Below are 24,041 nucleotides of genomic sequence, written 5' to 3'. Positions count from 1 at the left end.
GCTAGCGCAGCAGCAGCACGGCGCAGCCGAGGCACACCACGGCCAGCCACGCATCGAAGTACGACCGTACGCGCGCGGCGTGCCGCAGCTCCATGAAGTCGAGCACGACGAAGCGGGCCTTGGCGAACGCGAGAACCGTCGCGGTCGTAGCGGCGACCCGTGCGGTCAGCAGGCCGTGCGCGGCGCCGCATGCCACCGCAAGCGAGATCACCGTGACGACCACGAGTCCGATATAGACGTTCCTCGGTCTGCTGTGCGGTTTGGTCATGCGTAGCTCCCGATGTAGAGGAGCGAGAAGATGATCAGCCAGAGCAGGTCGACCATGTGCCAGTAGCCTGCCACGCCTTCGGCCCAGCGAGGGCCGTACGGAGCCTTCCCGGGCGCCAGCGCACGCTGCCACGCCACGAGCAGGGTCGTCCCGATGGCGACGTGCATCAGGTGCACGCCCGTGATGACGAAGTAGTACATGAAGAATGTCGACGTCGTCAGCCCGTGCCCGGCTGCGATCTCCAGCGCGTACTCGACGAGCTTGAGCCCGGTGAACGTGCCGGCCCCCGCGAGCGTGCCGCCGAGGAACCGCCTGGCCCGGTCGAACGCACCCGACCGGTGGGCCTCGACCGCGCGCACCACGAGGAAGGAGGACGTCAGCAGCACGAGCGTGTTCACGAAACCGACCGGTACGGGCAGCGCGGCCGCGTCGGCGGTGAACTCGTCCCGTGCGGAGCCGAACTCCCAGAGATAGGCCCCGAAGAATAGCGCGAACACGGTCATGTCGGCGAGCAGGAACAGCCACATGCCGCGTTCTGCAGGGACGTGTTCCGCGGACCGCGCGATCGACCCGTGCCGGCCCAGGTGGCCGACCATCACGCGACCCCAGGGATCGGGTCACGACCGGCGGCCCGGGCCACAATCACGTGCCGGATCGTCAGGCCCATCGCGACGAGCCAGATCGCGTAACTGGTCAGTGCCAGCCAGAAGATCAACAGGCCGTGCCAGGCGAACGGTCCGTCGTGGAAGGCGTAGGCGATCACGTCGAAGGTGAAGGTGAACCCGACCCACAGGTTCAGGAAGCCCAGCCACCGCGGCAGTGGCGTCGTGCTGGTCGACAGGATCGCGGTCGCGATCGCCACGTTCTGGATCACGAACGGCCCCACGGGTGTGATGAACAGCAGCCACGCCGTGTCGTTCAGCAGTACCGTCAGTTCCGCCGGGCGCTCCGGGCGGAATCCGGCACTCGCCATGAGCAGCATCGGCACGAGGAGCAACACGGTCGTGGCAGTCCCGCTCACCGCCTGGATCGACGTCAACACTGGCGCGCCCGGCTCGCCGAGCCACATAACGTACGTGATGGCGGCGATCACGGGGATGACCAGCGAGATCCCGATCGATGCCAGCGCGATCCCCATCGGCACGTGCGCTCCGGAGGAGTAGAAGTCCACGACCTCCCCGGCCGTGCTGCTCGCGCCCAGCGGCACCGGCAGCACACCGGCGATCAGCCAGCCGGTGAAGGCGACGACGACGGTCAGCGGGCCGCACCAGGCGCACGCGAGCAATGCCCGCCGCGAGGTACCCGTCAGTTCCCGTGTCATGACCTCGGTCCCCGGGGATCGTCCCGGTGCTGCGCGGTGCCGCATCCCGCGGCCAGCAGATCGCGTGCGGCGCGCTCACCGGAGAGCAGCGCCGCCTCGATACCGGAGTGGCTCAGGTAGTCCCCTGCCAGCCGGATCCGGCTCGGCATCGCATCCCGCGTAGCCCGCATGGCCTCGTAATGCCCGGGTGTGGGAGCGATGAGCGCTACGTCCATGCCGAACACCCGGTGGAAGTCCGGAACGGCGAACCCGAACGCGCGGTCGACCGCCGCGCGCGCCCGCGCCACGACCTGTTCCTCGTCGCTGTCGGGGGCCTGGGTGCGATCGAAGTACACGCTGACGGTCTGCCCGCCGGGCGGAACGGAGTACGGGGCACGACGGCTGTTGCGAAGCACGCCGTAGTTGTGGTGTTGCCCAGGGCCCGCTTGGACCACGAGGTCGTGACCGGCGTCGGGCCACGGGTCCGTGTGGTACCCGAGCAGGACGTGGTAGGCGGGAACGGGCTCGACGGCGTCGAGTGCCGCGCACACGCTGCTGTCCACCACGCCGTCGAGCAGCTCCCGGGCCTGCCGGACATCCGTGGCCACGATGACCCCCTGCACATCGAACGGCCCGCCGGGCGTGTGGACCGTCATGCCGTCCGGTGTGTACTCCAGCGCTCGCACCGGCGTGGCCGTGCGGACGTCGACACCGTCGAGGAGCCACGATGCGATCTGCCCCAGCCCACCAGGCGGCACCCAGAGCTGTGTACGGTGCACCCGGCCCAGCAACGCGATCGTGAACGCGGCGGAGATCGTCTCGGGGTCGGCCCCGGTCAGCGGCCCCATGAGCGGGCGGACGACGTACTCGTACACGCGGTCGCCGAACCGGGCGCGTGCCCATTCCGCAAGCGTTCGCCCGTCGTCCACCGCCGCCAGCTCGTCGGTGTCGAACGGCGCCGGGCCGCGCCGCATCGCCAGCGCGCCGATCGCCCGCACCGCTCGCCGGCGGTCGCGCCAGGTGAGCTGCGGGAGCCGGAGGAACGTCCACGGCCGGTCGAACCGGACCGGGTGGCGGTCGCCGTCGCCGTCCAGCACGGCGGCCCGGGCCTCCCATCGCCGCAACTCGTGCTCGTGTCCGGCTTCCCGGAGGTACCGGAAGGTCGCATCGTAGGAGCCCATGAGGAAGATGGCTCCGGAGTCGGCGGCACCGTACTCCAGGCCGACCGTGCGCGTACGCCCCCCGACGGCCTCCGAAGCCTCCAGCACGAGCGCGTCCACCCCGCGACTCCGCAACGTTCGCGCCGCCGCGGCGCCGGCGACACCGGCGCCGATGACAGCCACCGTCATCGACGACCTCCTCTACGGGACCCGGCGGATCTGCGCACCCACCCCGCGGCGTGCTCGCCCCAGGTAGCGACCGTGCGCAGCGGGACGCGCCGGCCGTGGGCTCGCAAGACTTGCGTTTAATATTTATTCAATTTTATACATATCCCGACCCGAAGGCAACCAGGAGGTTCGTCGGTGCCCGCCGGCTGCGAGCTCACACGCCCGCGAGCCACGCGTGGAACCCCACGGCGAGGAGTGCCCCTGCCACCACCCAGCAGGCGACACTTCCGCGACGCATCACGCGAGCGCGACGCTGCCGCTCGTTTTCCGGGAGCGACTGTGGTGCGAGCCGGGTGGCGTTACGCATGCCCCACCGGCCGAGCAGGAGCAAGCCACCCGCAAGCAGTCCGAAAGCGACGAGCGTGCTCATACTCCTCCTCCGGCAACGTGTGATGCCCCCGGATCCCGCGTCCTGTCCTGCTCCCGCACGTCCGCGAGCAGGACCGAGAACCGGAAGCCATCCACACCGAACGTCAGTTTCCTGGCTGCTGCGTCGGTTCCCCGTTCGATATGGACGGAGAAGTCGGGGGCATCGTTGGTAACGCTTCGGGTTCCTCCGGGCGGTACTCGTCCGCGTAGACGATGTCCGCCTCGGCGATGCGCTCGCCGAGCCAGGATCGCCACTTCTCCAGAGCCGCCTCGGTTCGTAGCTGCTGGGCCAGCTGATCCTTGATCTCGTCGAACTCGGCGGGCTCCGGGCTATGGATCTCGTCGACACGGCCGACGTTCCACCCGTGTTGGTTCTTGACGGGCCCGAACAGCTCACCTTGCTCGGCCTCGAACGCTACCTGAGCGTACGACTCCTCGAGCTGCCGTTCGCTGACCGTGCCGAGGTCGCCCCCGTCGTCCCGCGTACTGCCGTCCAGGCTGACCTCACGCGCGACCTCCGCGAACGGCGTTCCGGAGCGCACCTGCTCCAGCACACGTTCAGCCTCGTCCTCCGTCCCGACGACGATGTTGCTGATCGCGCGACGCTCAGGAGTGCCGAGCTCCTCCTTACGCTCGTCGAATGCCTTCTCGACTTCCTGATCGGTCACCTTCCCGACATCGCCTGCCACGGCGTCGGACAGTTCCGCTATCAACAACCGGCGTTTGAGCTCGTCGAGCACGACCTCCTCCGAGGTGCCCTGCTCACTCAGTGACTGGATGAACTGGTTGTACGCCTCGGGACCCTCCCCGAGACGGTCCGAGACGAACCTGGTCAGCGTGTCCCGAGCCTGCTTGTCAGGCACACTGATCTCCCGCTGCTGCGCCGCACGCTGCAGGACCAGGCTCACGGCGTACGACTTGGCGACGTCCTTGTCGAACTGCTGCCGTTCCTCCCCGTCACTCGGCGCACTGATCCCGTACAGGGAACGCAGCATGTCGGTGTGCTCGTCGAGTTCCTCTTCGGTAACGAGGTTCTCCCCGTACCGGAAGGCCACATCGTCCGGCAACCACGCGGGGACGAACGACAGCACACCTTCACCCGCGTAGGTTCCGAACACAGCACGGCCGGACTGCAGCCAGAAGTAGCCGCCGGTCGCGAGGAGCGCCACGACGAGTGCGGCGGCGACAGCCGCACGGCCACCCCGTGCCCGCGGCCACCGCACGGACTTCCCTGCACGAGCGACGAATCGGATGGCGCGGTGGATCATCCCGCGATGCTGCTGGTCGCCACCCGCTGCTTCGCTCTCGACCGCAGCCTCCGTCCGATCCGAGTCCTCCGTGGCGGCATTCTCGGGCTCGTCGTACGAGGTTTCCGGTTCATCGCTCATGGAACAGCTACCACACTCTCCGAGGCGTTGGTCTGTGTCGCGGTCGTAGCGGGACCGGCGCGCTCGCCCGGACCGGTGCCGGTCGCCCACACGACGCAGTGCGCCGAGATCAGCGACAGGAGCACGGACCCGGTCAGCAGGAGCCCGAACTCGCGAACGGCGGCCAAATCGGACATGGTGAGTACCACGTAGCCCAATGCGGACGTCGCGGTCGCGAGCAGGACCGACCGCCGCAGTGACGGGCTGCGTCGCCGGGTGGCTTCGGAAAGCATCACGGTGAACTCGCAGGCCACAGCGGCGGTCAACGAGCCGAAAGCAACCGTCAACGGGCTCAGCGGCACGTCGAGCAACCACAGGGCGAACAGGCCCGCGCCGGTCGCCGTACCGGCGGCGAGCACCGCACGGGCGGCGTCCGCCCGCCGGCGCAGGACGATGAGCAGCACGATACCGGCGGCCGCGATACCGGCGACGTTGCTCAACACGCGGTTCTCCGACAGGAGCTCGTGTGCGCGCACCGCGGCCACGGGCAGTCCGGTGATCGCCATCTCGTACCCGTCGGGAACGTCCGGCAGCGACTCACGCAGGTCATCGCGAAGAGCATGCAAGGTATCGAGGTCGTCGAGCTGCACGCCGTAGCTCAGCAGCGCGACCTCGCTGTCGCTGCGGAACACGGCGTCCGTCAGGTACGCAGGCAGCAGGCGCACGGCCGCCGCCACTTGTCCGGCCGTCGGGTCCGAGCCGAGGAAGCGCAGCAGGCTCGACGGCGTCGTCACCGTGCGCAACTCATCCCCCTGGTTCGCCACGGCGGTGTTGTGTGCCTGCTGTGCCCAGTCGAACGCCTCCGGCGCCAGCACGTCATCGCCCCGCAGCATGATGTCGAGCTCGCCGGATGATCCCACTACCGATTCGACGTGTTCGGCGTCGGCCATTTCCGGCAACCCCGCCGTGAACTGCCGGAAGCTCCCGTCCAGTCCCAGGTTCGGCAAGGCGAGCCAGCCCGAGGCGCCCACGAGCACGATCCCGGCCACCGCAACGAGACGGACGAAGGGCCGGGGCACTCGGCCGCCCGAAGCTCCCGTTGCCGCAGGCGGAGTCTCCCCGGCGGTGGCCGCCACCGGCGCCGCACCAGCACGGTGCGAACGCCGGAACAGCAGCGTCCCGATACCGGCTGCCATGAGCACACCGATGGCGAGAGCGAGACCGAGATCGCGCACGAACGGTAGCGGTGAGAGAACCAGTGTCGCGAAGCTCGCCGACGTCGCCAGGACGACCGCGGTCACGACGCGAGGCGCCGCGCGCTTCGCGAGGTATGTCGGGTAGTAACTGCCCAGCCCGAGCAGGACCGAGAGGAACGCGACCACCCCGAGGGAGATCGGTCGCCCGATCCACCCGAACACGGCCAACGTAGCTGCTACGGCCAGCAGCGCGCTTGCCAGCGGAAGTAGCCGGTAGCGCAGGCGCGCCCACGGAATCGCGACGAAGCAGGCTCCGATAGCCACGATCGCGATCCCACCCAGCAGCGGAACCTCGCTTCGTACCTGGGCTCCCAGGCCTGCCGAGACGGCAGGTACACCTGAGACCGTCACATCACGAGCGTCCAGGTCCGCGTCCGATACCGTGGAGCGGACGTCGCTGACCAGCTCGCCGGTAGCCTCCTCGCTCAGCCCGTGGCGTGGCCGCACGTGGATCGCGACCGCGTCGTCGCGAGGCACGACGAACCTCCACTGGGGACGTGGTGCGCCTTCGGCATCGAACACGACCTGCTGGACGAAGTCGCTGTTGTGCAACGTCGGCAGGCCCGCGGGAAGCCCCTGCACGAGAAGGTCGCCGTAACGCTGGTCGAACTCGCGTACGGCCTCATCGCCTGCTCGCTCGGCCGCCGCATCCGAGGCGCCATCTCGCTTCGCCTCGTCGACCGCCTGCGTACGTATGCCGTCCCGGCGTCCGCTGAGCTCGGCGAGCAGATCCTGGGTGTGTCCCGCGATCTGGTTCAACATCGTGCCCGGCCCGTATACGGTCGCTACGTTGGAGAGTTCGGCGAGCTCACCTTCCATGCCGAGCAGCGGCAGTAGGTGGTTGTTCTCGAACTGCTGGCGGGGCATGTTCGACTCGACCAGCACCACGACAGGATCGCCACCGAAGGACTGGTTGACCGTTTCCAGGTCCTCCATGACCGGGTCATCGACGGGGAGGAACGAGGCGAGCTTGGTCTCCATCTCCACTTGTGCCAGCCCGGACACGACGAGGGTCCCGAGCCCGAGCGTGGTCACCGTGAGCCCCAGCGCCCGTTTCGTGGGTCGCCGTACGCCGCGCCTGATGACCGCGCAGCTGCGGCGAACCCGGGCGGATCCGCCGCGAAGCGCGGCGCCGAGACGGGGCTTCAGCGGCCGGGACCGCCGGAAGGCCGGCAGCAACCTCACTCAGTTCCCCTCCTCCACGCGTGGGTAGCTTCCCTCGAAGGGAGCCGGGTGTTCCGCCTGGCCCGGGCCCGGGTAGGGGTTGACGCGCGGGCTGAGGTCGTTGGTACCGCCGGGTATACCCGCCACGGTCTGCTCGTTCGGTACCACCGTGAACGGACCATGGTGCTCGCCGAGCCGGGTCGCGGCCGTCGCGTCCGCGGTCGTGGCGAACCACGCGGCCAGGTCCTGCCCATAGGGCCGCAGGTACGCCAGCATCGGGTTCACGTCGGCCAGCGCGGTACTCGCGTGCGGCAAGAGGCTGCGCACATCCTCGCCGACCGGCGGTATGCGTTCCAGCGTCTCCGGCGCACGCTTCAGGACGCTGTCCAGGTGCGGCAGCAAGCCACGCAGATCGGCCGAGGTTTCCGGCAGTTGTCGCAAGGCCGCCGTGAGATCCGGAGCTGCCGCATCGAGATTGGCCGCGACCGGACCGAGGTCCTCGCCGAGGCGTTCCAGATCATCGCTGGCGCCGCGCGCGGTATCCAGCAGCCCCGGGAGCTTGCGCATAACCTCCTCAAGATGCTCGTTACCGTTCGCGGTCACTTCGGTCAGCTTCTCGGCGTCGCCGACCAGTTGCGCGATCTGCCCTTGCCGGGTGTCGAGGGCGCTCAGCAACGTCGCCGCGTTGCCGCTGAGTTCACGGAGTTCTGTGGATTGGTCCGCGAGCGCGTCCAACACCGTCTCGCCCTGCCGTCCCATGTGTCCCAGGCCGCGGAGCGTCGCGGAGATCTGCTCAGCCGTATCATCGGTGGCCATGCCCAGTGAACGCAGGGTGCCCGCCAATGCTTCGCGTGTCGGCTGGTCAAGGCTGACCAGGAGGTCGTTGAGGTCGACCGCCGGTTCCGCCGAACCTTCGGGTAAGGCCGTACCGGCCGCGATGGCTTCGCCGTCACCGTCGTCGATCTGCAGGAACGTCTCTTGCAACAGCGTCTTGTACCGGACGGTCACCGCGGCACCTTCGTGCAGCGGAGCGTACTCGTCGTCCAGTTCCACAGTGACCCGAGCGTGATCCTGCTCGGTCTCGATCTCGACGACCGAACCGATCTCGACACCACTGGCCATCACATCCGACGCGTGGACGAGATTGTCCACCGTGGGGACATCGAGAGATACGCGGTACCCTTCCTCGCTCACCAACGGGATCCGGCCACCCGCCCCCGTCCACAGGAAGACGAACACACCGGTGCACAGCGTCACGAACGCCAGCACGACGGCGAGTCGAAGGTATCCGAGTATCGATGTCGGGATCCGCATGATCGGCTCCTCAGTTCCCCTGGGACGGCAGGTCGTCGAGCAGTGGAATCGTGTCCGGCGCGGCCACCAGGTGGGCGCGGATCACCGGCGCGTTTCCGTCTCGCAGGCTGGTCAGCGACGCCGTGTTGTAGGTGAACGCTCGCAGGTCCTCGAGGTAGGGCACGAGCGCCGCGGTGACCGGATCCAGTTGCGCGCTGATATCCGTGAGGTCACCGAGCGCGGCGCGCGTATCACTGAGGACGGGGCGCAGGTCGGCTGCGACCGGCTTCAGCTGTTCGACCACCGGGTTCGCCTTGTCGATAACGGTATCCGCCTCCTCCACGGTCGACCTCAGCTGCGCAAGGGCGCCTGGCAGGTCGTCAGAAGCCTCTCGGACGTTGTCCAGCGTGGGATCCAACTGGCCGGACAGCTCCTGCACCGCATCGGTGGCCCGCCGGAGCTGCGAGGTGAACTCGGGAAGCTGTTGAATGGATTCGTCGAGTGGGTGGCTCCGGTCGCTCAGGACGCTCAGGCTCTCCTCCAAGTCCGCGGCCAACCGGGTGAGCCGCTCGTTGTCCTCGCCGATGGATCGCGAGATCGTCGCGAGCGCGCTCACCAGCTCGGCCAGCGTGTCCTGGCGTTCGTGCAGCTCTTCCACGACCGGGCGCAGGTCCCGCATGACCTTGTCGGTGCCCGCGACGCCGCCTGCCAGCTCCTCGCTGGCGTGAGTCAGCGCGACATCGGCTTCGTTGATCACCGCCGCCAGCGCATCCCTGGTATTCTCGTCCAGGTGTTCGGTCACACGGTCGACCGTCACCGGCGTCTCTGTGTTGCCCACGGGAAGCCGCTGGCCGGCCTCGATGGGTTCGCCGGGGGGACCGCCGGGATCGATGGTGACGTACATCTCGTTCAACGGGCTCTTCGGCCTGAGAACGAGACTGGCGTTGTCGTATATCCGGTGCTGGGGGTCGACACCCAAGCTGAGAACCGCCTTGCCGTCCTCGCTCACCTCGGATTTCTCGATCGTGCCGACCGTCACGCCTGCGATCCGCACCCCCTGACCCTGGCCGGCAGCGACACCGTGCGCTTCGTCGAAGACCGCTTCGAACTGGAAACGGTCGGTCCATGGCCAGGTGGTCAAGCCCGAGCCCTGATTGTTGACGATCACGACCCCGGAGGTAACGCCGAGCACGATCAGGCACAGGAGGATCAGCGCGTTCCTGCCGAACCGCGGTTCGGTCCGTACCCGTTGCCAGGTCTTGCGCAGTCGCCCGGTCGCCGTCTTCATCGAGCACCTTCCTCACCGATGCCGGCCAGCCGGCCGAAAAGCTGTTCCAGGTTCACCGGCAGACCCCGGACCGAACCCGGCCCCACCGTCGCGGCCATGCGGAACTGATGACCGTCGCCGTCGAGTGTGCTGATCGACCCGGCCAGCCCGCTCAGTGCGTACGCCAGTGCCTTGTAGAACGGGAAATCCGCGCCGCCGCCTTCGTACTTCCCCTCGCCGTGCCACGGCGAGCGAACCGTATCCAGCACGGGTCCGCGGACCCGCTCGAGTACCGGCCCTCGAACGTCGTCGAGCAACGTCGTTGCCCCGTCCACGGTCGGCGCGAGATCCTCCGCCATCGGTTCCACGTCCTTCAATGTCTCGTTGAGATTCGAGACCAGTGGACGCGCCTGGACCAGCACCGGATCGAGCTGTTCGAGTGCGGCATCCAGCTCCTGCGCGATCGGCCGAGCAGGGCCTGCGGTCACCTTCACCTTCTCCAATGTCGTATCCAGCCGGGTGAGGCCGGATTCCGCGGAGTCGAGCGTGGCAGGCAGGGCGTCGAGCGTCTGCCGCACATCCCCGGAACGGCGCCCCAGAACGTCGCTCGTCTCCGCGAGTCCCTCTAATATGGACTCGAGTTGATGATCGGGTGTATTCAGGGCCGCCGCAGTGTCCTCCAGTCCGCTCACAATGGAGGTCAGATCCGTCTCGGGACGCCTACCTTGTGCCGCGCTCAACACATCCGCGGATGGCTCGAGAGTGTCCGGAGCGCTGTCCAGTAGGTCCTGAAGCGCGGTTCTGCCTTCCTCGTCCAGCGCACCGTCGAGGTGCGTGACGGTACCCTGAAGGGCTCCAAGGGTGTCCGGTTGCAGCTCCCGCGTGATCTTGTCCAGCTCGACGGGAACGGACGTACGCTTCTCCGGGATTTCGCCGTCGAACTCTCCGGGTTCCCCACCCGGTATCAACTCGACGTAGTAGTAGCCACCGAGGATCGTCACCGGCCGTACGCGTGCGGTCGGACGCGACCGCAGCTTGTCGTAGTCGTCACTGTCCACCTTGAGTGTGGCGACGGCGCCACCCTCGCCGTCGCGCCGGACATCGGTCACGTCACCGATAGTCACACCGGCCATCCTGACGTCTGTACGGTGAGCACGGATTCCGTACTTGTCCGCGAAATGGACGGTTACCTTGTCACCGGATCTCAACGTCTCGGAGATCGGCTCCTTGAACATGACCAGCGTCCCGACGATAGCCAGGACAAGGATGAACACCACTCCGAGCACGAAGGGTGATGCGGCCGACCGTTTCAGGTGTACGAACTTCGGCATCACGACCCGTCCCCCTTCGGTTCGATGAGACCGCTCTTGCGATCGTTTCCGGCCTCGCCCGGCCCCGGGTACGGGTTGCGCGCCACGGTCGGATCGGATCCGGGCAGCATGCCGGTGGCCGCTGACTCGCCGCTCGGTACGTAGACCAGGCTGAGCCAGTTGCCCGACTCGTCGGAGTTGTCGAGCGCCCGTTTGAGATGCGTGAAGAAGTCGGCGATCTCCGACGAGTACGGTGCGAGCACCGCGAGCGGGTCCGTTGCCTCGCCGAGGGCCCGTGTCACCTGCGGTGCTACCGGGCGTGCATCCGCCATTACCTCGGTCAGCTCGTCGACAGCAGGCACCGCCTCGTCCGAGACGGCCGGTAGCCTGTCCAATGGTTGCGGGGCCTCACGCAGCACGCCCCGCAGATCCGGTAGCGCTTGCCCGAGCGCCTCGCCGCCCGGACGCAACTCGGTCATCGCCGACTCCGTGTGTGCCAACGGCTCGTCCAGAGCTCCAAGCGCGTGCCGGACGTCGCGCAACGTCTGCGGCGCCTGCGCGATGGATCGCCGCAACGGCTCTCCCCCGTCGACCGTGACCGCCCGCAGCGTAGTACCCAGCTGTCCTGCCAGGTCCGCGATCTGATCCTGCCTCCCCTCGAACCTGCCTGCCAGCGTGTCGAGATCGCTCAGCAGCCGGGTCACGTCAGCGCCGTCGTCGACGGCCAAGGAGCGCGAGACCGTAGCCAGGTCGGGTAGCGCTTCCGGTAGTCCCTCGATCGCATCGCTGATGTTTCGCTCGTGCTCGGAGAAGCCGGTACCCGTTTCCCGGAGGAACGAACCGAGGGAGTCCCGAGTGGGTTCGTCCAGGACTTCGAGGAGCTCCGTGACGTCCCGGGCCCCACCGGTCTCCGTCGCGGACAGCACCTGGCCGGGCTGGATCTTCCCGGCGTCCGGGGTGCCGGGGTTGAGTTCGACGTACTTGGCACCCAGCGCCGAGCGAGCGCCGACCGACGCCGTTCGTGCCTCGGCATTGCGGTAGACCGTGTCGATCTCCGTGAGCTCGAGCTCGGCGATCGCCCGGCCGTCTTCGTACGAGACCTCGCTGACCCTGCCCACGCGCACGCCGCCGACCCGGACATCGTCGTCCTCGCGGAGCGTTCCGACATCGTTGAAGGCGGTCTTGACCGTCATCTCGGTCGTCCCCGGCAGGCCGCCCGTAGCGTTCACGCTGAACACGACAGCTGCGGCGAAGACCGTGATGACGGCCGTTCCTACCACAAGGGAACGCCGCCACTGCTTCTCACGCCGCGTCATCACTGCCCACCTCCGATCAAGAGCTCCAACGCGCCGGCTTCCTGCTCCCGGCTCAAGCCGGTCGCGCCGCCTCCCTCGTCGTCCTGCGGAGCCAGGAGTCCGTGTGACTGGGAGGGCTCCTGAGTATCCGGCATACCGGACAGCAGATCGTCCACGCTCTGTTGCTCGTCGTCCTGGTCGCCGGATTCCTGCTCGCCTGCCGTGCCGGTCAGCTGCGGTAGCAGCATCTCGGCCATCTGCGGACTGACCACGAGCTGACCGCGGAAGTAGTGCGAGATCCCGTCATGGCCGTTGGTGGCCAGCGCCCAGTACCGGATGAAGTCGAGAACGTCACCGATGCTTCCCGCCAGCGAGTCCACGATCGGCTGTGCGTCCGACGCCACGGATCGCAGGTCGGGCGAGGCCTGGCGCAGTTGTGCCGTCACCGGTCGGGCCTCGGACAGCAGCTCCTCCCCACGGTCGAGGACCGGTTCTGTGCTGGCGAGCGCGGGAGTCGCGGAGTTCGCGAACGACTCCACCTCCGCGCTGAGCTCTTCGAGATCGTCGGTCGTGGGCCGCAGCGCTTCGAGTGTCGGCGTGGTCTGTTCCGCGGTACCGGCGAGCCTGCCCAGCACGTTTCGGGCTTCGGCGAGCGTGCCCGGCAGCTGCGTCAATGTATCCCTGAGGTGGCGCTGCTCCTCCGCGGTCACGGCGGTCAGCTGCGAGGTGGCCTCGACCAGCGCGTCCAGCGTGCCGCCCTGCTCATCCGCGAGCGCGCCTGCGACGGGCTCGACACGATCGACGACGTCGCCGAGGAGCTCGTTCTGCTCCTTCAGAATGTTCACCAGCCTCCCGGTGTCTTCCATCGCCGGGGCCAGCGCCTCGATGGTGGCGTCGAGGTTCTCTCCCTGGCCGTCCATGCCACGGCCGAGGGCGGTGATCAGCGCGGCGAGCGCCTGACCCGTCGGTTGGTCGACCGTGTTGAGTACCTGGTCCAGCTGCGCGGCCTGGTCGTTCTGGCCTACAGGGAGGATGTCGCCGTCGTTCAACGTCCGGGATGAAGGGGAGCCCCTGTCCAGATCGACGTAGTACTCACCGAGCAGGCTGGATGCACGGACTGTAGCTGTGGCGTCTTCGTAAACCGGTAAGGCGTCGTTGGTCAGGTGAAGCGTTACGCGCGCCAGCTTCGCCGACTTCTCGCCGCCGGCAACTCTCATCTCGACGATCTCACCCACCGGGACCCCGTCGACCTTCACATCGAGGCCGGCTATGAGAGGGCTCGCGTCACGGAACTCGGCACCGACCACTATCCCGTCACGCTCGCCGGTGTCGACCGTCGCCCAGCCGGCACTGCCGAGGACGACCACGAGCGCGAGAGCGACGATGCGAGTCACCGAGGCGCGACCGCGCAGCATCGGCATGGTCGAGCGAACTGGACGTCTCACCGGACACCACTCCCTTGCGCGTCGCGCCACGGTTGCCCCACCAGCGCTCCGGGTGCGGGCTGGCGATTCGACTCGAAACCCGGTGGCACGACTCCGGGGTTCACCCCGGGCGTCATCGCGCCACCGAGCACGTTGAACCGGACGTAGTGCCCGGTACCGGTATAGTTACCGGCCGCCGAGTTCCAGTTCGTGAATACCCCTGCCGCCTCCGGCGTGTAGGGGCGCAGGAAGTCCAGCGGTTCGAGCAGGCCCTGGACAACGGCCTCCGTGCCCGGAAGCACGCCACGCGCCGAATCGAGCATCGCGGGCGTACCCGCCAGTGCCTCATCGGCCGACCGCAGCGTCGGCCGTAGTCGCTCCATAACCGGCCGCAGTTCCGTCAGCACCGGCTTCAGGTTCCGCGCCACCGACGGCAGCCGGTCGGTCGCTGGTTCGAGTTCCTCGAGCAACGGGGATGCCTCGTCGACGACACCGGGCACCTTCCCGAGCGTGTCGTCCGCACGCTCGACTGTCTCGGGGAGCTTCTCGAGGGATTGCCCCAGCTCCTGCCGCTCCCCCGCGACGTCCGCGGAGAGCTGAGAGAGGTTCTGCACGATCGCCCGAACCTTGCCGTCGTCAGCGGCTAGCGTGCCGGTCATATCGTTCAGCTGGGAGACGATCTGCGAGATCGCCTCACCGTCGGCACCGACACCCTTCAACACCTCGCCGAGTGCCTGGAGAGCGGGGCCTGCCGACTCCAGCGTCGCCTGAAGGTCTTGCTCGTGCCCGCCCACCGTGGTGTTCAACCTACTGATCAGCGAGTTCAGCCGTTCCCGAGTCGGCTCATCGAGCGCCGCCAGGACCTGGTCGACCTCCATCGGTTCGGGCATCTTCCCCTTGAGCATTCCGCCTGCCGGTATCGTGGCATTCTCTTGTGGACCGTCGTGCACCTCGACGAAGCGCTCTCCCACAAGCGACTTCCACTTCACCGTGACCTTCGCCCCGTCGTGCAACGGCGCGTGGCTGCCATCGATCTCGAGCGTCAGCCGGGCGTGCCCGTCCTGGGCACGGACATCGGCCAACGAACCCGACTGGAACCCGTCGATCAACACCGGGCTACCGCTGTTGAGGTTGGTGGCCGTCGGCAGAACGACGTCGACGGTGTAGTCCTCGTCATCGACCAGCGACACGCCGCCAACCGCTGCAGCCACCAGCGCAGCGACCCCCACAAGTACCGCGATCCGTCTCATAGCTCAGTCCATCCCCAGAGGGCCTGCCGATGCTCCGGAAAGGAACTGCCGCACGAACGGGTCGTCGCTGCCGAATGCACTGCTGGCGTCACCGTAGTGCACCACGTTTCCCTTCCACAGAACGCCGATGTAGTCACTCACCTTCTTCGCGCTCTCGATATCGTGTGTGACGACGAGATAAGTACCACCATGCTCGCGGTGAATGTCGAGTATCAGGTCACACAGCAGGCTCGTACGGACGGGGTCCAGCCCCGAGTCGGGCTCGTCGAACAACACGATCTGCGGCTTCATCACGAGGGCTCTGGCGAAACCGGCTCGCTTGCGCATGCCCCCGGACAGTTCTCCCGGGTACTTGTCGATCGCCTCCTCAAGGCCGACTTCCTTGATGTGGGACATGACGGTGTGCTCGATCTCGTCCTCAGCCCTGTCGGTGTGCTTCCTCAACGGGAAGGCCACGTTGTCGTAGATATTCATGGACCCGAAAAGAGCGCCGTCCTGGAACAGGACGCCGAACTTCTTGCGGATCTCGTACCGCTCGTTCTCGCTGATGCCCCAGATATTCCGTCCGAAGACGAGTACCTCGCCTTGATCCGGCTCGAGCAGCCCGACGAGGTGTTTGATCAGTACGCTCTTGCCCGTACCCGACGGCCCGAGAATGGTCGTGATCGCCTCGTCGACGAAGTCGAGACTCAATCCTTTCATGACGGCCGAGTCGCCGAATGCTTTGTGCAAGTTCCGAACCTGCATGCTGTGACCGTCGGCATCGCCGTGCGAACCGTTGTCCGCCCGGTGCCTGTGACCACCGTCCGGTGCGGGCGCAGTGACGGGCCGCTCGCCACGGGCAAAGATCTTTTCCATCATGAAATGGCTCCCTCAGGGTTCCTGCGACTTCAGTTCGCTATGGGAGCGTTCGGGTCGACGCCCCATAGGAACTGCGTCATCAGCATCCCGACAACGTGGATCAACAGCAGGTTCAGTATCATCGATTTCGCCGTGTTCTTTCCCACGCCTACTGGCCCGCCCGTAGCCGTGTACCCGTAGTAGCACGAGACAAATATGATTACCGTGGCCATAGCCATGACCTTGACCAGTGAGAACGTCAGATCGACCGGATTCTGGAAGAGCCAGAAAACGAACTCGTACGTACCTTCCGACACGCCGCTGAGCATGTAGACGTTGACCAGGTAGGCGCCTGCATACGCGACCCCCACGCCGACGAGGAACAGGAACGGGACCGCGATCCAGGCGGCGAGTATGCGCGTACCCACGAGGTAGCTCCTGGACTTTACTCCCATGACCTCCATAGCGTCGATCTCTTCCGCGATCCGCATGGAGCCGATCTCGGCGACGAACCCGCATCCCACTTTCGCGGCGAAGATGTAACCGAACATGTACGGCACCATCTCGCGCAACAGGCACCACGAGCTGAACGCGCCGGAATACAGTGGAGCCCCGAGCTGGTCGAAGAAGTACTTGCCCTCCAAACCACACTGGTACCCCATGACGAACTGCATCATCCAGATGATGAGACCGCTGGAGAGTATGAGAATGGCTGCCTGACTGAGGATCTCTCCACTGTGATGCCGGAGATCCGGAAGGGAGCGAAGCACCTGCCCGGAGAACCGGATGATCTCTCCGCCCGTGGTCAGGACGGCACGCACTTGGCGCCCCACCCCGGACGGGGTGACATCCACGTGTGCGGTGTTCCGGCGCGCCCCGTTCCCTTCGGGTTGCCGGTCGTTACCGTCTCCGTGCCGCACTGCGCGCGTCATAGTCGCCGATCCTCACTTGAATACCATCATGTGGGGGTTCAGGCCAAGAAGTATGGTCGTGAACACCGCGTTGAATATCCATATGGCCGCGAACGCGATAACCACAGCCTGGTTGACCGCCCTGCCCACGCCGATCGGTCCACCTCCCGCGAGGTAGCCTTTGTAGCAACACACGAGTCCGACGATGAGTCCGAATATCGCGGTCTTGGCAACACTCGCCCACACATCCGTCGTCGTGGCGTTGGCGAAAAATTGCGAGTAGAACCCGGCGGAACTGGCTCCACTGATCGCCACGGCCCCGATGAAGATTCCGATGACGCCGAACACGAGCGCTACAAGGTTGAACAGCGCAGTAACGATGGTCATGGCGACAACCCGGGGTACGACCAGCGTCCGGATTGGATCCACGCCGAGCACCTGCATGGCGTCGAGCTCCTCTCGAATTCGGCGCGCACCCAGATCCGCGGTGATCGCGGTTCCCATCACACCCGCTATCACCATGGCATTGATCCATGGCGCGAATTCCCGGATACTACCCAGCACTGCCAGTCCGCCCAGACGCTCCGGGACGCCGAAAAGCGTGGTCAAATGTCCCGCCTGGATGCCGCCCGCACCGAGACCGAACACTGTGGTGGAAACAATCAGCGGGAACCAGCACAGTTTGATGGTCAGGAAGATCTGGTCCCGCACCTCACCCCAATAGCCTAGAGGATACCGAAGGGCTGACCAGATGGTCTTGCCGCTGAAAATCGCCATCGCGCCCGCCTCCGCGATCGGCACGGCAACCGATCCCATCCAGCGAGTCGTCCGCTGACGTGCGGGTGACGCCGGCTGCTCATCGCCTTGTTGCTCCCCGGTATCAGCGGCCGAAGTCATAGAACCCTCCCACGGTGTTCCGTACTGTCTGTCCTCTGATGCCTGGTCGTTCCTGTACGGCGCCGCACGGGGCGCACGAGAGGCATCCGGCGCACGTGAGGCCGCACTCGGATGGCGCCCCACCTACCTCGGCGCGTGCGGTACGAGGCTCTCCTACCCGGCCCACTCGACCGCCTCTCACCGGGGGCCATGTCTCAGTGTGTGCTTAATTTATCCTATTATAAGCTACCACGCAACATCCACTGCATACAGGGCGCCGCCTCGGCAGCCTACGACTCAGCAGGAAGCCGAACCAGCTACCCGCACCGTTCTCCGCCTGCACTGCCGATGTCTCGGTATCGCCGAAGCCCGGCGGCCGGGGCACGCCCCGCCGCGTGACGCACCGTTACCCGCCGAACGTCACCCGTGACCAGAAGGCACGACCTGTACCCGCGCGCCGATTCCCTCGGTACCTCGCGAGACACCGATCGCCACAACAACGACCATATTTTTAAAATAGAATATAGATTTTTAAATCTCACCGGGCCTGCGATCCCTGCTACCGCGGCGCCCTGGTGAACCACGCTACGTGCACGTACCCGGCACCGGCGCCGACGAGCACGGCGGTGGACGCGGTAGTGGCGATCTGCACCAGGTCAACACTTCTCGTGACGAGCACGACCAGCGGGAGAACGAGCAGGTATGCCGTTAGCGCCGCCGTCGCTCCCTGGACGGCGGGGACGCGGTGCGACCCGCCGCGCGCTGCCGCCACGACGAAGGCCACGACGGCCACGAGAGGAAGCCAGACCATTCCGGCGGCGGGCACGACGCCAACCACTACGGGCGCGGCGAGACCGCCGATGACCAGGACCGTGAAGCCACTCGATGCTCCGCGGAGCACGGCGGGCGGGTCGACCGACGCCAACCATCGCATGGCGCTGCTTCCTTCCCGGGCTACAAGAAGCGCCGCAGTACGGCGAGCTTCAACCTGCTGTACGGCGGGTACATGATCGACGGATCGGGGCGGGCGGGTTTGGTGAGGACAGCTTTACGATGGCTGAGCCGTTCGAATCCCCACTGGCCGTGGTACGCGCCGATGCCGCTGTCGCCGACGCCACCGAACGGGAGGTGCGGTTCCAGGCAGTGCATGGCGACATGGTTGACAACCACACCTCCGCTGCTGACACGGTCCAGAACGCGGTCGCGCTCGCCGGTCGAGTCACTGAACAGGTAGCAGGCCAGCGGCTTCGGCCGCTCGTTGACGAAGGAGACCGCGTCGTCGAGCGAGTCGGTACCGAGCACAGGCAGGATGGGCCCGAAGATCTCGCTGCTCATCACGCCCGAGTCCGGGTCAGGATCCACGACGACCGTCGGCTCGATGCCCAGCGCGGACCTGTCGGTCCTTCCGCCGAGCACGATCTCCCCGTCCGTACCCTCGAGCATCGTCGCGAGCCTGTCGAACTGCCGCTCGTTGACGATGCGCAACGTACCTCCACCGGCACTCGACGCGAACTCACGCATCGCGTCGGTCAACGCACCGACGAAACGGTCCCGTACCGCGCCGTCCACCAGTACGTAGTCAGGCGCGATGCACGTCTGGCCGGAGTTCATCAGCTTCATCCAGGCGACGCGCCGCGCGGCGACGTCGACATCCGCGTGCCGCGTCACGATGACCGGGCTCTTCCCGCCCAGCTCCAGCGTGACGGGCGTCAGGTGCGGGGCAGCCGCGGACATGATCCGCCTGCCGATCTCCGTGCCACCTGTGAAGAACGCGTGGTCGAACCCGCAGGCGAGAAGCCGTTGGGTCACGTCGGCATCCCCCTCGGTCACAACCACGGCATCGCTGTCGAGATACCGCGGCAGCATCCGCGCCAGGAACCCGGAACACGCGGGCGCGTACTCGGAGGGCTTGACGACCGCACAGTTGCCCGCGGCGAGGGCGGCGACCAGCGGGCCGAGGGAGAGGTAGATCGGGTAGTTCCACGGTCCGATGATCAGTACGAGCCCGAGCGGTTCGTACTGGTACCAGGCCCGTCCCGGTAGGGAGTGCATCGAGACCCGGGTACGGTGCCGCTTGCTCCACTTGCGTACGCGTTTCCGCGCGAACCTCGCCTCGGCCTTTGTCGAGGCGATATCGCCGAGCCAGGCCTCACCGTACGGCCTTCCCAGGTCCTCCCACAGTGCCTGGGCGATCTCACGTTCCGTGTCTTCGAGGAGGCGCTCCAACGCCCGCAGCTGGCGTACGCGCCATTCGACATCGCGCGTACGGCCCGACTCGAACGTCGCCCGCTGCGCCTGAACGGCTTCCTCGATGTCCGCCGGTCGCACTGCCGCACCGCTGGTTACGCCAGCACCGCCACCGGCGGCCTCGTCCGTGACCGGTGCGGTCGAGGTTTCTGAGCTCACCGCTTACTCCCTTGCGTCCGGGGCATCTCATGGCCGTTGCGCGCACCACGAGCACTCGCGTACACAGTCTAGCGCATTTTATAGTTCTTGTTAAATTCTAGGACGGTCTCGCCGGCGCCGCAGTTCCCGTCGCGGTTTCACGGGACACTCCCGGACCCGGTGTGACCTACGCGCTGCCCAGCGAGACAGCCTGCGACACGTTCATGGGCGGGGCGATCGTCGGCACCGCGACTCGTTGCCCGAACTGCGTCCGGGTAGCCGTGCGGCCGGAATGCCTCTACCCTCGTGGGGTTATGCCGAGCATGAACAACTGGACGTTGACACAGGGCTACGAGACCCGCGACGGCATCGTGCGGTGGGACCGCTTCGGTGCCGGACCGCCCGTCGTGCTCCTGCACGGCACACCGTTCTCGTCCTATGTGTGGCGTGACGTCGCCGCCGCGTTGGCAGCGGATCACGAAGTCTACGTCTGGGACATGCTCGGCTACGGAGCCTCGGACAAGCATGCCGGTCAGGATGTCTCGCCCCGCGCGCAAGCCCTGATCTTCGCGGAGTTGCTCAGTCACTGGGGGCTGCAGCGACCCGCTGTCGTCGCCCACGACTTCGGTGGCGCCGTCGCACTGCGCGCCCACCTACTGCACGAGGCGAACTACGAGCGGCTCGCGCTCGTCGACGCCGTCGCGCACGCGCCGTGGGGCACCGGCCTGTTCCGGCTCGTTCGGGAGAACCCGGACGTGTTCCCGCAGTTGCCCACCGAGGTGCACGAGGGGGCGCTGCGCGCCTACGTCGGCACCGCGAGCCACCGTGGCCTGGCGGACGGGACGCTGTCGGCGTACCTGGCGCCGTGGCTCGGCGACGAAGGGCAGGCCGCGTTCTACCGCCAGATGGCCCAGGGAGACGAGAGCTACACCAACGACATCCAGGACAGCTACGGCGGCCTGGACCTGCCGGTCCTCGTGTGCTGGGGAACCTGCGACACGTGGCTACCGCCCGAGAAAGGGGAGCAGCTGGCCGCGGCGATCCCGGATGCCCGGATCTGCTGGCTGCGCGGGGCAGGCCACCTCGTGCAGGAGGACGCCCCGACGCAGCTGCTCAGCGCGCTCAAGGAGTTTCTCGCGAACGAGCGGTGACGCCTACCGGTACCTCGGCACCACCGCGTGCCGGGTCACAGCACGGTCAGCTGTGCCGCGCCGTGGGTCAACACCCGCGCACCCGTCTCGGTCACGAGGAATGTCTGGCTCAACCCGACGCCGCACCTGCCCAGGTACCGGAACGATGCCGGGATGTGGAACACCATCCCCGCCTCCAGCGGCTCGGGGTTGTCCCTTGTGATGTAGAAGGGGGCACCGTCCATCCAGTGTGGCTTGTGGGCCAGCCCGACGGGGTAACCGAACAGGTGGTGGAAGACGACGCCGTCCGGTAGCGGCCCGAGCGCGGCAGCGGCGGCGTTCGCGACGTCCGCGCAGGACACCCCGGCCCGTGCCGTGTCGAGCACCGCGGCCACCGCGGTCTCGGCCAGCTCCGCGAGCACCCGCTCGTCCGGGCCCGGTGGACCGTGCGCCAGCGTACGCATCACGGGAGCGTGGTAGCGGTGATGCGCCCCGGAGAACTCCAGGAACGTCGTTCCGGGGCCGAGCCGCCGATGCGACCAGCTGGAATGCGGGATGCCACCGCGCACACCGGTGGCCACGACCGGTCCCCACGCCGATGCGGAGTTCGCGCCGTCGAACAGGGCGGCCGAGATCGCGCCCGCGACGGACGAGTCGGTTGCCTCCGGCTCGCGCGCCGCCGCGACGGCCGCGTCGACGCCCGCCCGGGTGTGTTCCGCCGCCTCCGCGACGCACCGGACCTCGGCCTCGGACAGCCGCAGCCGCACCGTCTCCACCAGGTGCTCGCCACGGACCACCGTGACACGGCTGCCCCGCAGGTACTCGACAGCGTGCGGCGGTGTGGACGCGTGACCGACCTCGATACCCACCCGAGCCCCCGCGGGCAGCACACCGGCCGCGTGCTCGAGGAAGGCCTCCAGCCCGCGTAGCGCGTCCGCGTAGCCGCAGTAACGGACGTTGTCGACCCGGGCGCTGGCCAGCGCACGCCCCAGCTCGAGGTCGGGCACGTACAGGTAGGTCGCCGACCCGGTAACCAGCAACGGCTGCGGTGCCGTCTCGGCCGTGTGGTACCCGCAGAGGTACTCGACGCTCGACGGCCGGAACGCGAGCATCGCGTCCATGCCCCCGCGCGCCATCCGGTCGCGCACGCTGGTCAACCGCTGCTCGTACTCGGCGTCGTCGAACGCGCGGTCGTGCTCGTCCCGCACAGCCGCGATCGCGTCCGCGGTGAGCCAGGACCTGCCCGGCCCGCTGTCCAGCCCGGTGACGTTCGACGCGTACGCGGGGAAGTCAGTCCGTTGCTGGTCGTCTCCCGTGGCTCCGCCCTCCTTCGCCGGACCGGCCGACGGTGTCCGGACCGCCACCGAGTATCCATCATCGGGCAACAGCGTCAGCATGCCAGGAACGCAGCCACGACGGCGGGCGAACACGCGGGCGCTCCCCTCGCGCGGTTCCGCTCCCGGCGCGGCCACGCAGCCGACCGTGCACCGGCGTTCGTTATCCCCGAGAGTCACTCGGTCGCGAGAGTTGTGTCCGGCTGACAAGTTCCGGAGCTCTCGGTAACGGGCTCGTATCCGGCCGTCGAGGCCGCCGTTGGTCGGGACAGCACAGCGAGCGGCTCGCGCGAGCAGCCGGGCACGCGGAGAGGAGTAGCCATGCGACGCACAGCGCACCGGGCCACGGCGCTGTCCGTGACCACAGCCGTGACGGCGGCGGCCGTACTCACAGGGGCACTGACCGGCACGGGCGCCGCGACGGCGGAGTCCGGGTCGTTCTACCAGCCGCCGTCCCCGCTGCCGGACGGGCAGCCAGGGGATGTCATCCGGCACGAGGAGATGCCCTTCCACCTCGACCCCGCACAAGGTCTCGAGTCACCGGCGGACGCACACCGGATCATGTACCTGAGTACTGATGTGGACGGTGACCCGATGGCGGTCACCGGGACGGTGCTGACCCCGCGAGACCCGTGGTTCGGCATCGGTCCGCGCCCGGTCGTGGGACTGGCCCCGGGCACGCAGGGCATGGGCGACGAGTGCGCCCCGTCGCGCCGCATGGAGGACGGCACCGAGTACGAGAGCGCGTTCATCTCCGGGCTGCTCGAGCGCGGCTACGGGGTGGCTGTCACCGACTACCAGAACCTCGGCACTCCCGGAGACCACACCTACGTGATCCGCGAACCGCAGGCGCACGCCGTGCTCGACGTGATCCGCGCGGCGCAGGGTCTGTCCGAGGCAGGACTTCCCGGGTCGGGTCCCGTCGCGACGGCGGGCTACTCGCAGGGTGGCGGAGCGTCGGCGGCCGCCGCCGAACGAGCGCCCGACTACGCGCCCGAGCTCGACCTGCGCGGCAGCTACGCGGGAGCGCCGCCCGCCGAGCTCTCCTCGGTCGCCGAGAGCCTCGACGGCGGGCACGCGGCGGGCCTGCTCGGTTATGCCGTGCTGGGCTTCGACTCGGCTTACCCGGAGCTCGATATCGAGTCGCTGCTCAACGAGGAGGGCCGGCAGCTGGCCGACGAGGTCCGGCAGGAGTGCGTCGAGGAGACCCTGCCCAAGCACGCCTTCACCCGCTCCGAGGACCTCACGGCCGACGGCAGGTCGCTCACCGACTACCTGAACGAGGAGCCCTACCGGTCGCGCGTGGCGGAGAACCGGCTCGGCAGGACCGCGCCGGAGGCACCCACACTGGTGCTGCACTCCCGCGTCGACGACATCGTGCCCTACGAGCAGGGCAGGCAGATGGCGCGCGACTGGTGCGAGCGCGGCGCGAACGTCCGGTTCAAGACACTGGCCTCACCGACGCATGTCGGCGCTGTCCCTGAGGCATCGATCACCGCGTTCAACTGGCTGGAGGCGCGCTTCTCCTCGTTCCCGCACCTCGGCAACTGCGGCACGTTCTGACGTAGCACCTCCGCCCACCTGCCTCCCGGCGACGGCCCGTTAAGCTTCGTG

Annotated in this window: 21 protein-coding genes; 2 read left to right on the top strand and 19 right to left on the bottom strand. The window is 67.5% G+C overall.

Translation table 11 applies throughout. The features are described 5' to 3' along the window. Nucleotide 1 precedes the first annotated feature (1 nt). The 18 genes from CHB84_RS18600 to CHB84_RS18515 form a co-directional block, all read right to left on the bottom strand. Complete coding sequence (locus tag CHB84_RS18600) at nt 2-268, bottom strand: cytochrome C oxidase subunit IV family protein (protein WP_089302933.1); 267 nt, start codon at nt 266-268, stop codon at nt 2-4. Next, nucleotides 265-864 (bottom strand): cytochrome c oxidase subunit 3, encoded by a 600-nt coding sequence (locus CHB84_RS18595; protein ID WP_089302932.1) that lies wholly within the window; start codon nt 862-864, stop codon nt 265-267. Before CHB84_RS18595 ends, CHB84_RS18600 begins: the two co-directional genes overlap by 4 nt. Further along, complete coding sequence (locus CHB84_RS18590; RefSeq protein WP_089302931.1) at nt 864-1,589, bottom strand: hypothetical protein; 726 nt, start codon at nt 1,587-1,589, stop codon at nt 864-866. The genes CHB84_RS18595 and CHB84_RS18590 overlap by 1 nt, the downstream gene beginning before the upstream one ends. After that, nucleotides 1,586-2,917 carry a protoporphyrinogen/coproporphyrinogen oxidase gene (locus CHB84_RS18585; protein ID WP_089302930.1) on the bottom strand — a complete coding sequence of 444 codons (1,332 nt, stop codon included), beginning with the start codon at nt 2,915-2,917 and terminating at the stop codon, nt 1,586-1,588. The genes CHB84_RS18590 and CHB84_RS18585 overlap by 4 nt, the downstream gene beginning before the upstream one ends. Nucleotides 2,918-3,110: 193 nt before the next feature. Continuing rightward, nucleotides 3,111-3,326, bottom strand: coding sequence for a hypothetical protein (locus CHB84_RS18580; RefSeq protein WP_089302929.1), 216 nt, complete (start codon nt 3,324-3,326; stop codon nt 3,111-3,113). A 103-nt stretch (nt 3,327-3,429) separates the two neighbouring features. Further along, on the bottom strand, nt 3,430-4,713 hold the full coding sequence (locus CHB84_RS18575; protein WP_089302928.1) for a peptidyl-prolyl cis-trans isomerase: 1,284 nt from the start codon (nt 4,711-4,713) through the stop codon (nt 3,430-3,432). Beyond that, on the bottom strand, nt 4,710-7,133 hold the full coding sequence (locus CHB84_RS18570) for an RND transporter family protein (RefSeq protein WP_089302927.1): 2,424 nt from the start codon (nt 7,131-7,133) through the stop codon (nt 4,710-4,712). The genes CHB84_RS18575 and CHB84_RS18570 overlap by 4 nt, the downstream gene beginning before the upstream one ends. Continuing rightward, nucleotides 7,134-8,426 (bottom strand): MlaD family protein, encoded by a 1,293-nt coding sequence (locus CHB84_RS18565; protein ID WP_089302926.1) that lies wholly within the window; start codon nt 8,424-8,426, stop codon nt 7,134-7,136. A gap of 10 nt (nt 8,427-8,436) precedes the next feature. Then, nucleotides 8,437-9,693 carry an MlaD family protein gene (locus CHB84_RS18560; protein ID WP_089302925.1) on the bottom strand — a complete coding sequence of 419 codons (1,257 nt, stop codon included), beginning with the start codon at nt 9,691-9,693 and terminating at the stop codon, nt 8,437-8,439. Further along, a complete protein-coding gene (locus CHB84_RS18555) occupies nt 9,690-11,003 on the bottom strand; it encodes an MlaD family protein (protein ID WP_089302924.1) in 1,314 nt (437 codons plus the stop codon). The genes CHB84_RS18560 and CHB84_RS18555 overlap by 4 nt, the downstream gene beginning before the upstream one ends. Beyond that, the gene (locus CHB84_RS18550) at nt 11,003-12,298 is read right to left on the bottom strand and encodes an MlaD family protein (RefSeq protein WP_089302923.1); all 1,296 of its coding nucleotides are present in this window, start codon (nt 12,296-12,298) and stop codon (nt 11,003-11,005) included. Before CHB84_RS18550 ends, CHB84_RS18555 begins: the two co-directional genes overlap by 1 nt. Further along, nucleotides 12,298-13,722, bottom strand: coding sequence for an MlaD family protein (locus tag CHB84_RS18545; protein WP_245818829.1), 1,425 nt, complete (start codon nt 13,720-13,722; stop codon nt 12,298-12,300). Before CHB84_RS18545 ends, CHB84_RS18550 begins: the two co-directional genes overlap by 1 nt. After that, nucleotides 13,719-14,951: an MlaD family protein gene (locus CHB84_RS18540; protein WP_089302922.1), complete on the bottom strand. Its 1,233-nt coding sequence runs from the start codon at nt 14,949-14,951 to the stop codon at nt 13,719-13,721. The genes CHB84_RS18545 and CHB84_RS18540 overlap by 4 nt, the downstream gene beginning before the upstream one ends. 3 nt (nt 14,952-14,954) lie before the next feature. Next, entirely contained in the window at nt 14,955-15,812 is an 858-nt protein-coding gene (locus CHB84_RS18535) for an ABC transporter ATP-binding protein (protein WP_245818828.1), read from the bottom strand. A gap of 29 nt (nt 15,813-15,841) precedes the next feature. Further along, entirely contained in the window at nt 15,842-16,612 is a 771-nt protein-coding gene (locus CHB84_RS18530; RefSeq protein WP_245818827.1) for an ABC transporter permease, read from the bottom strand. Nucleotides 16,613-16,735: 123 nt separating this feature from the next. Continuing rightward, nucleotides 16,736-17,599 (bottom strand): MlaE family ABC transporter permease, encoded by an 864-nt coding sequence (locus CHB84_RS18525; RefSeq protein ID WP_245818826.1) that lies wholly within the window; start codon nt 17,597-17,599, stop codon nt 16,736-16,738. A 538-nt stretch (nt 17,600-18,137) separates the two neighbouring features. After that, the gene (locus CHB84_RS18520; protein ID WP_089302920.1) at nt 18,138-18,512 is read right to left on the bottom strand and encodes a hypothetical protein; all 375 of its coding nucleotides are present in this window, start codon (nt 18,510-18,512) and stop codon (nt 18,138-18,140) included. A 20-nt stretch (nt 18,513-18,532) separates the two neighbouring features. Continuing rightward, on the bottom strand, nt 18,533-19,984 hold the full coding sequence (locus tag CHB84_RS18515) for an aldehyde dehydrogenase family protein (protein ID WP_089302919.1): 1,452 nt from the start codon (nt 19,982-19,984) through the stop codon (nt 18,533-18,535). A gap of 302 nt (nt 19,985-20,286) precedes the next feature. Between CHB84_RS18515 and CHB84_RS18510 the strand changes: the two genes are divergently transcribed. Beyond that, entirely contained in the window at nt 20,287-21,114 is an 828-nt protein-coding gene (locus tag CHB84_RS18510) for an alpha/beta fold hydrolase (protein WP_089302983.1), read from the top strand. Nucleotides 21,115-21,149: 35 nt separating this feature from the next. Here the strand turns inward: CHB84_RS18510 and CHB84_RS18505 are convergent, their stop codons facing one another. Then, entirely contained in the window at nt 21,150-22,565 is a 1,416-nt protein-coding gene (locus tag CHB84_RS18505; protein ID WP_245818825.1) for a M24 family metallopeptidase, read from the bottom strand. 183 nt (nt 22,566-22,748) lie between these two features. On the opposite strand from CHB84_RS18505, the gene CHB84_RS18500 reads away from it, so the two are divergent. Continuing rightward, nucleotides 22,749-23,990: a lipase family protein gene (locus CHB84_RS18500; protein WP_089302917.1), complete on the top strand. Its 1,242-nt coding sequence runs from the start codon at nt 22,749-22,751 to the stop codon at nt 23,988-23,990. The last annotated feature ends 51 nt before the right edge of the window (nt 23,991-24,041 follow it).

Origin of the sequence: Haloechinothrix alba, assembly GCF_900188115.1 — a bacterium.
In the GTDB taxonomy this organism is placed as follows: Bacteria; Actinomycetota; Actinomycetes; order Mycobacteriales; family Pseudonocardiaceae; genus Haloechinothrix; species Haloechinothrix alba.
Note: the sequence above shows the minus strand (reverse complement) of the source record. Positions and strands in the feature narration are given on the sequence as shown.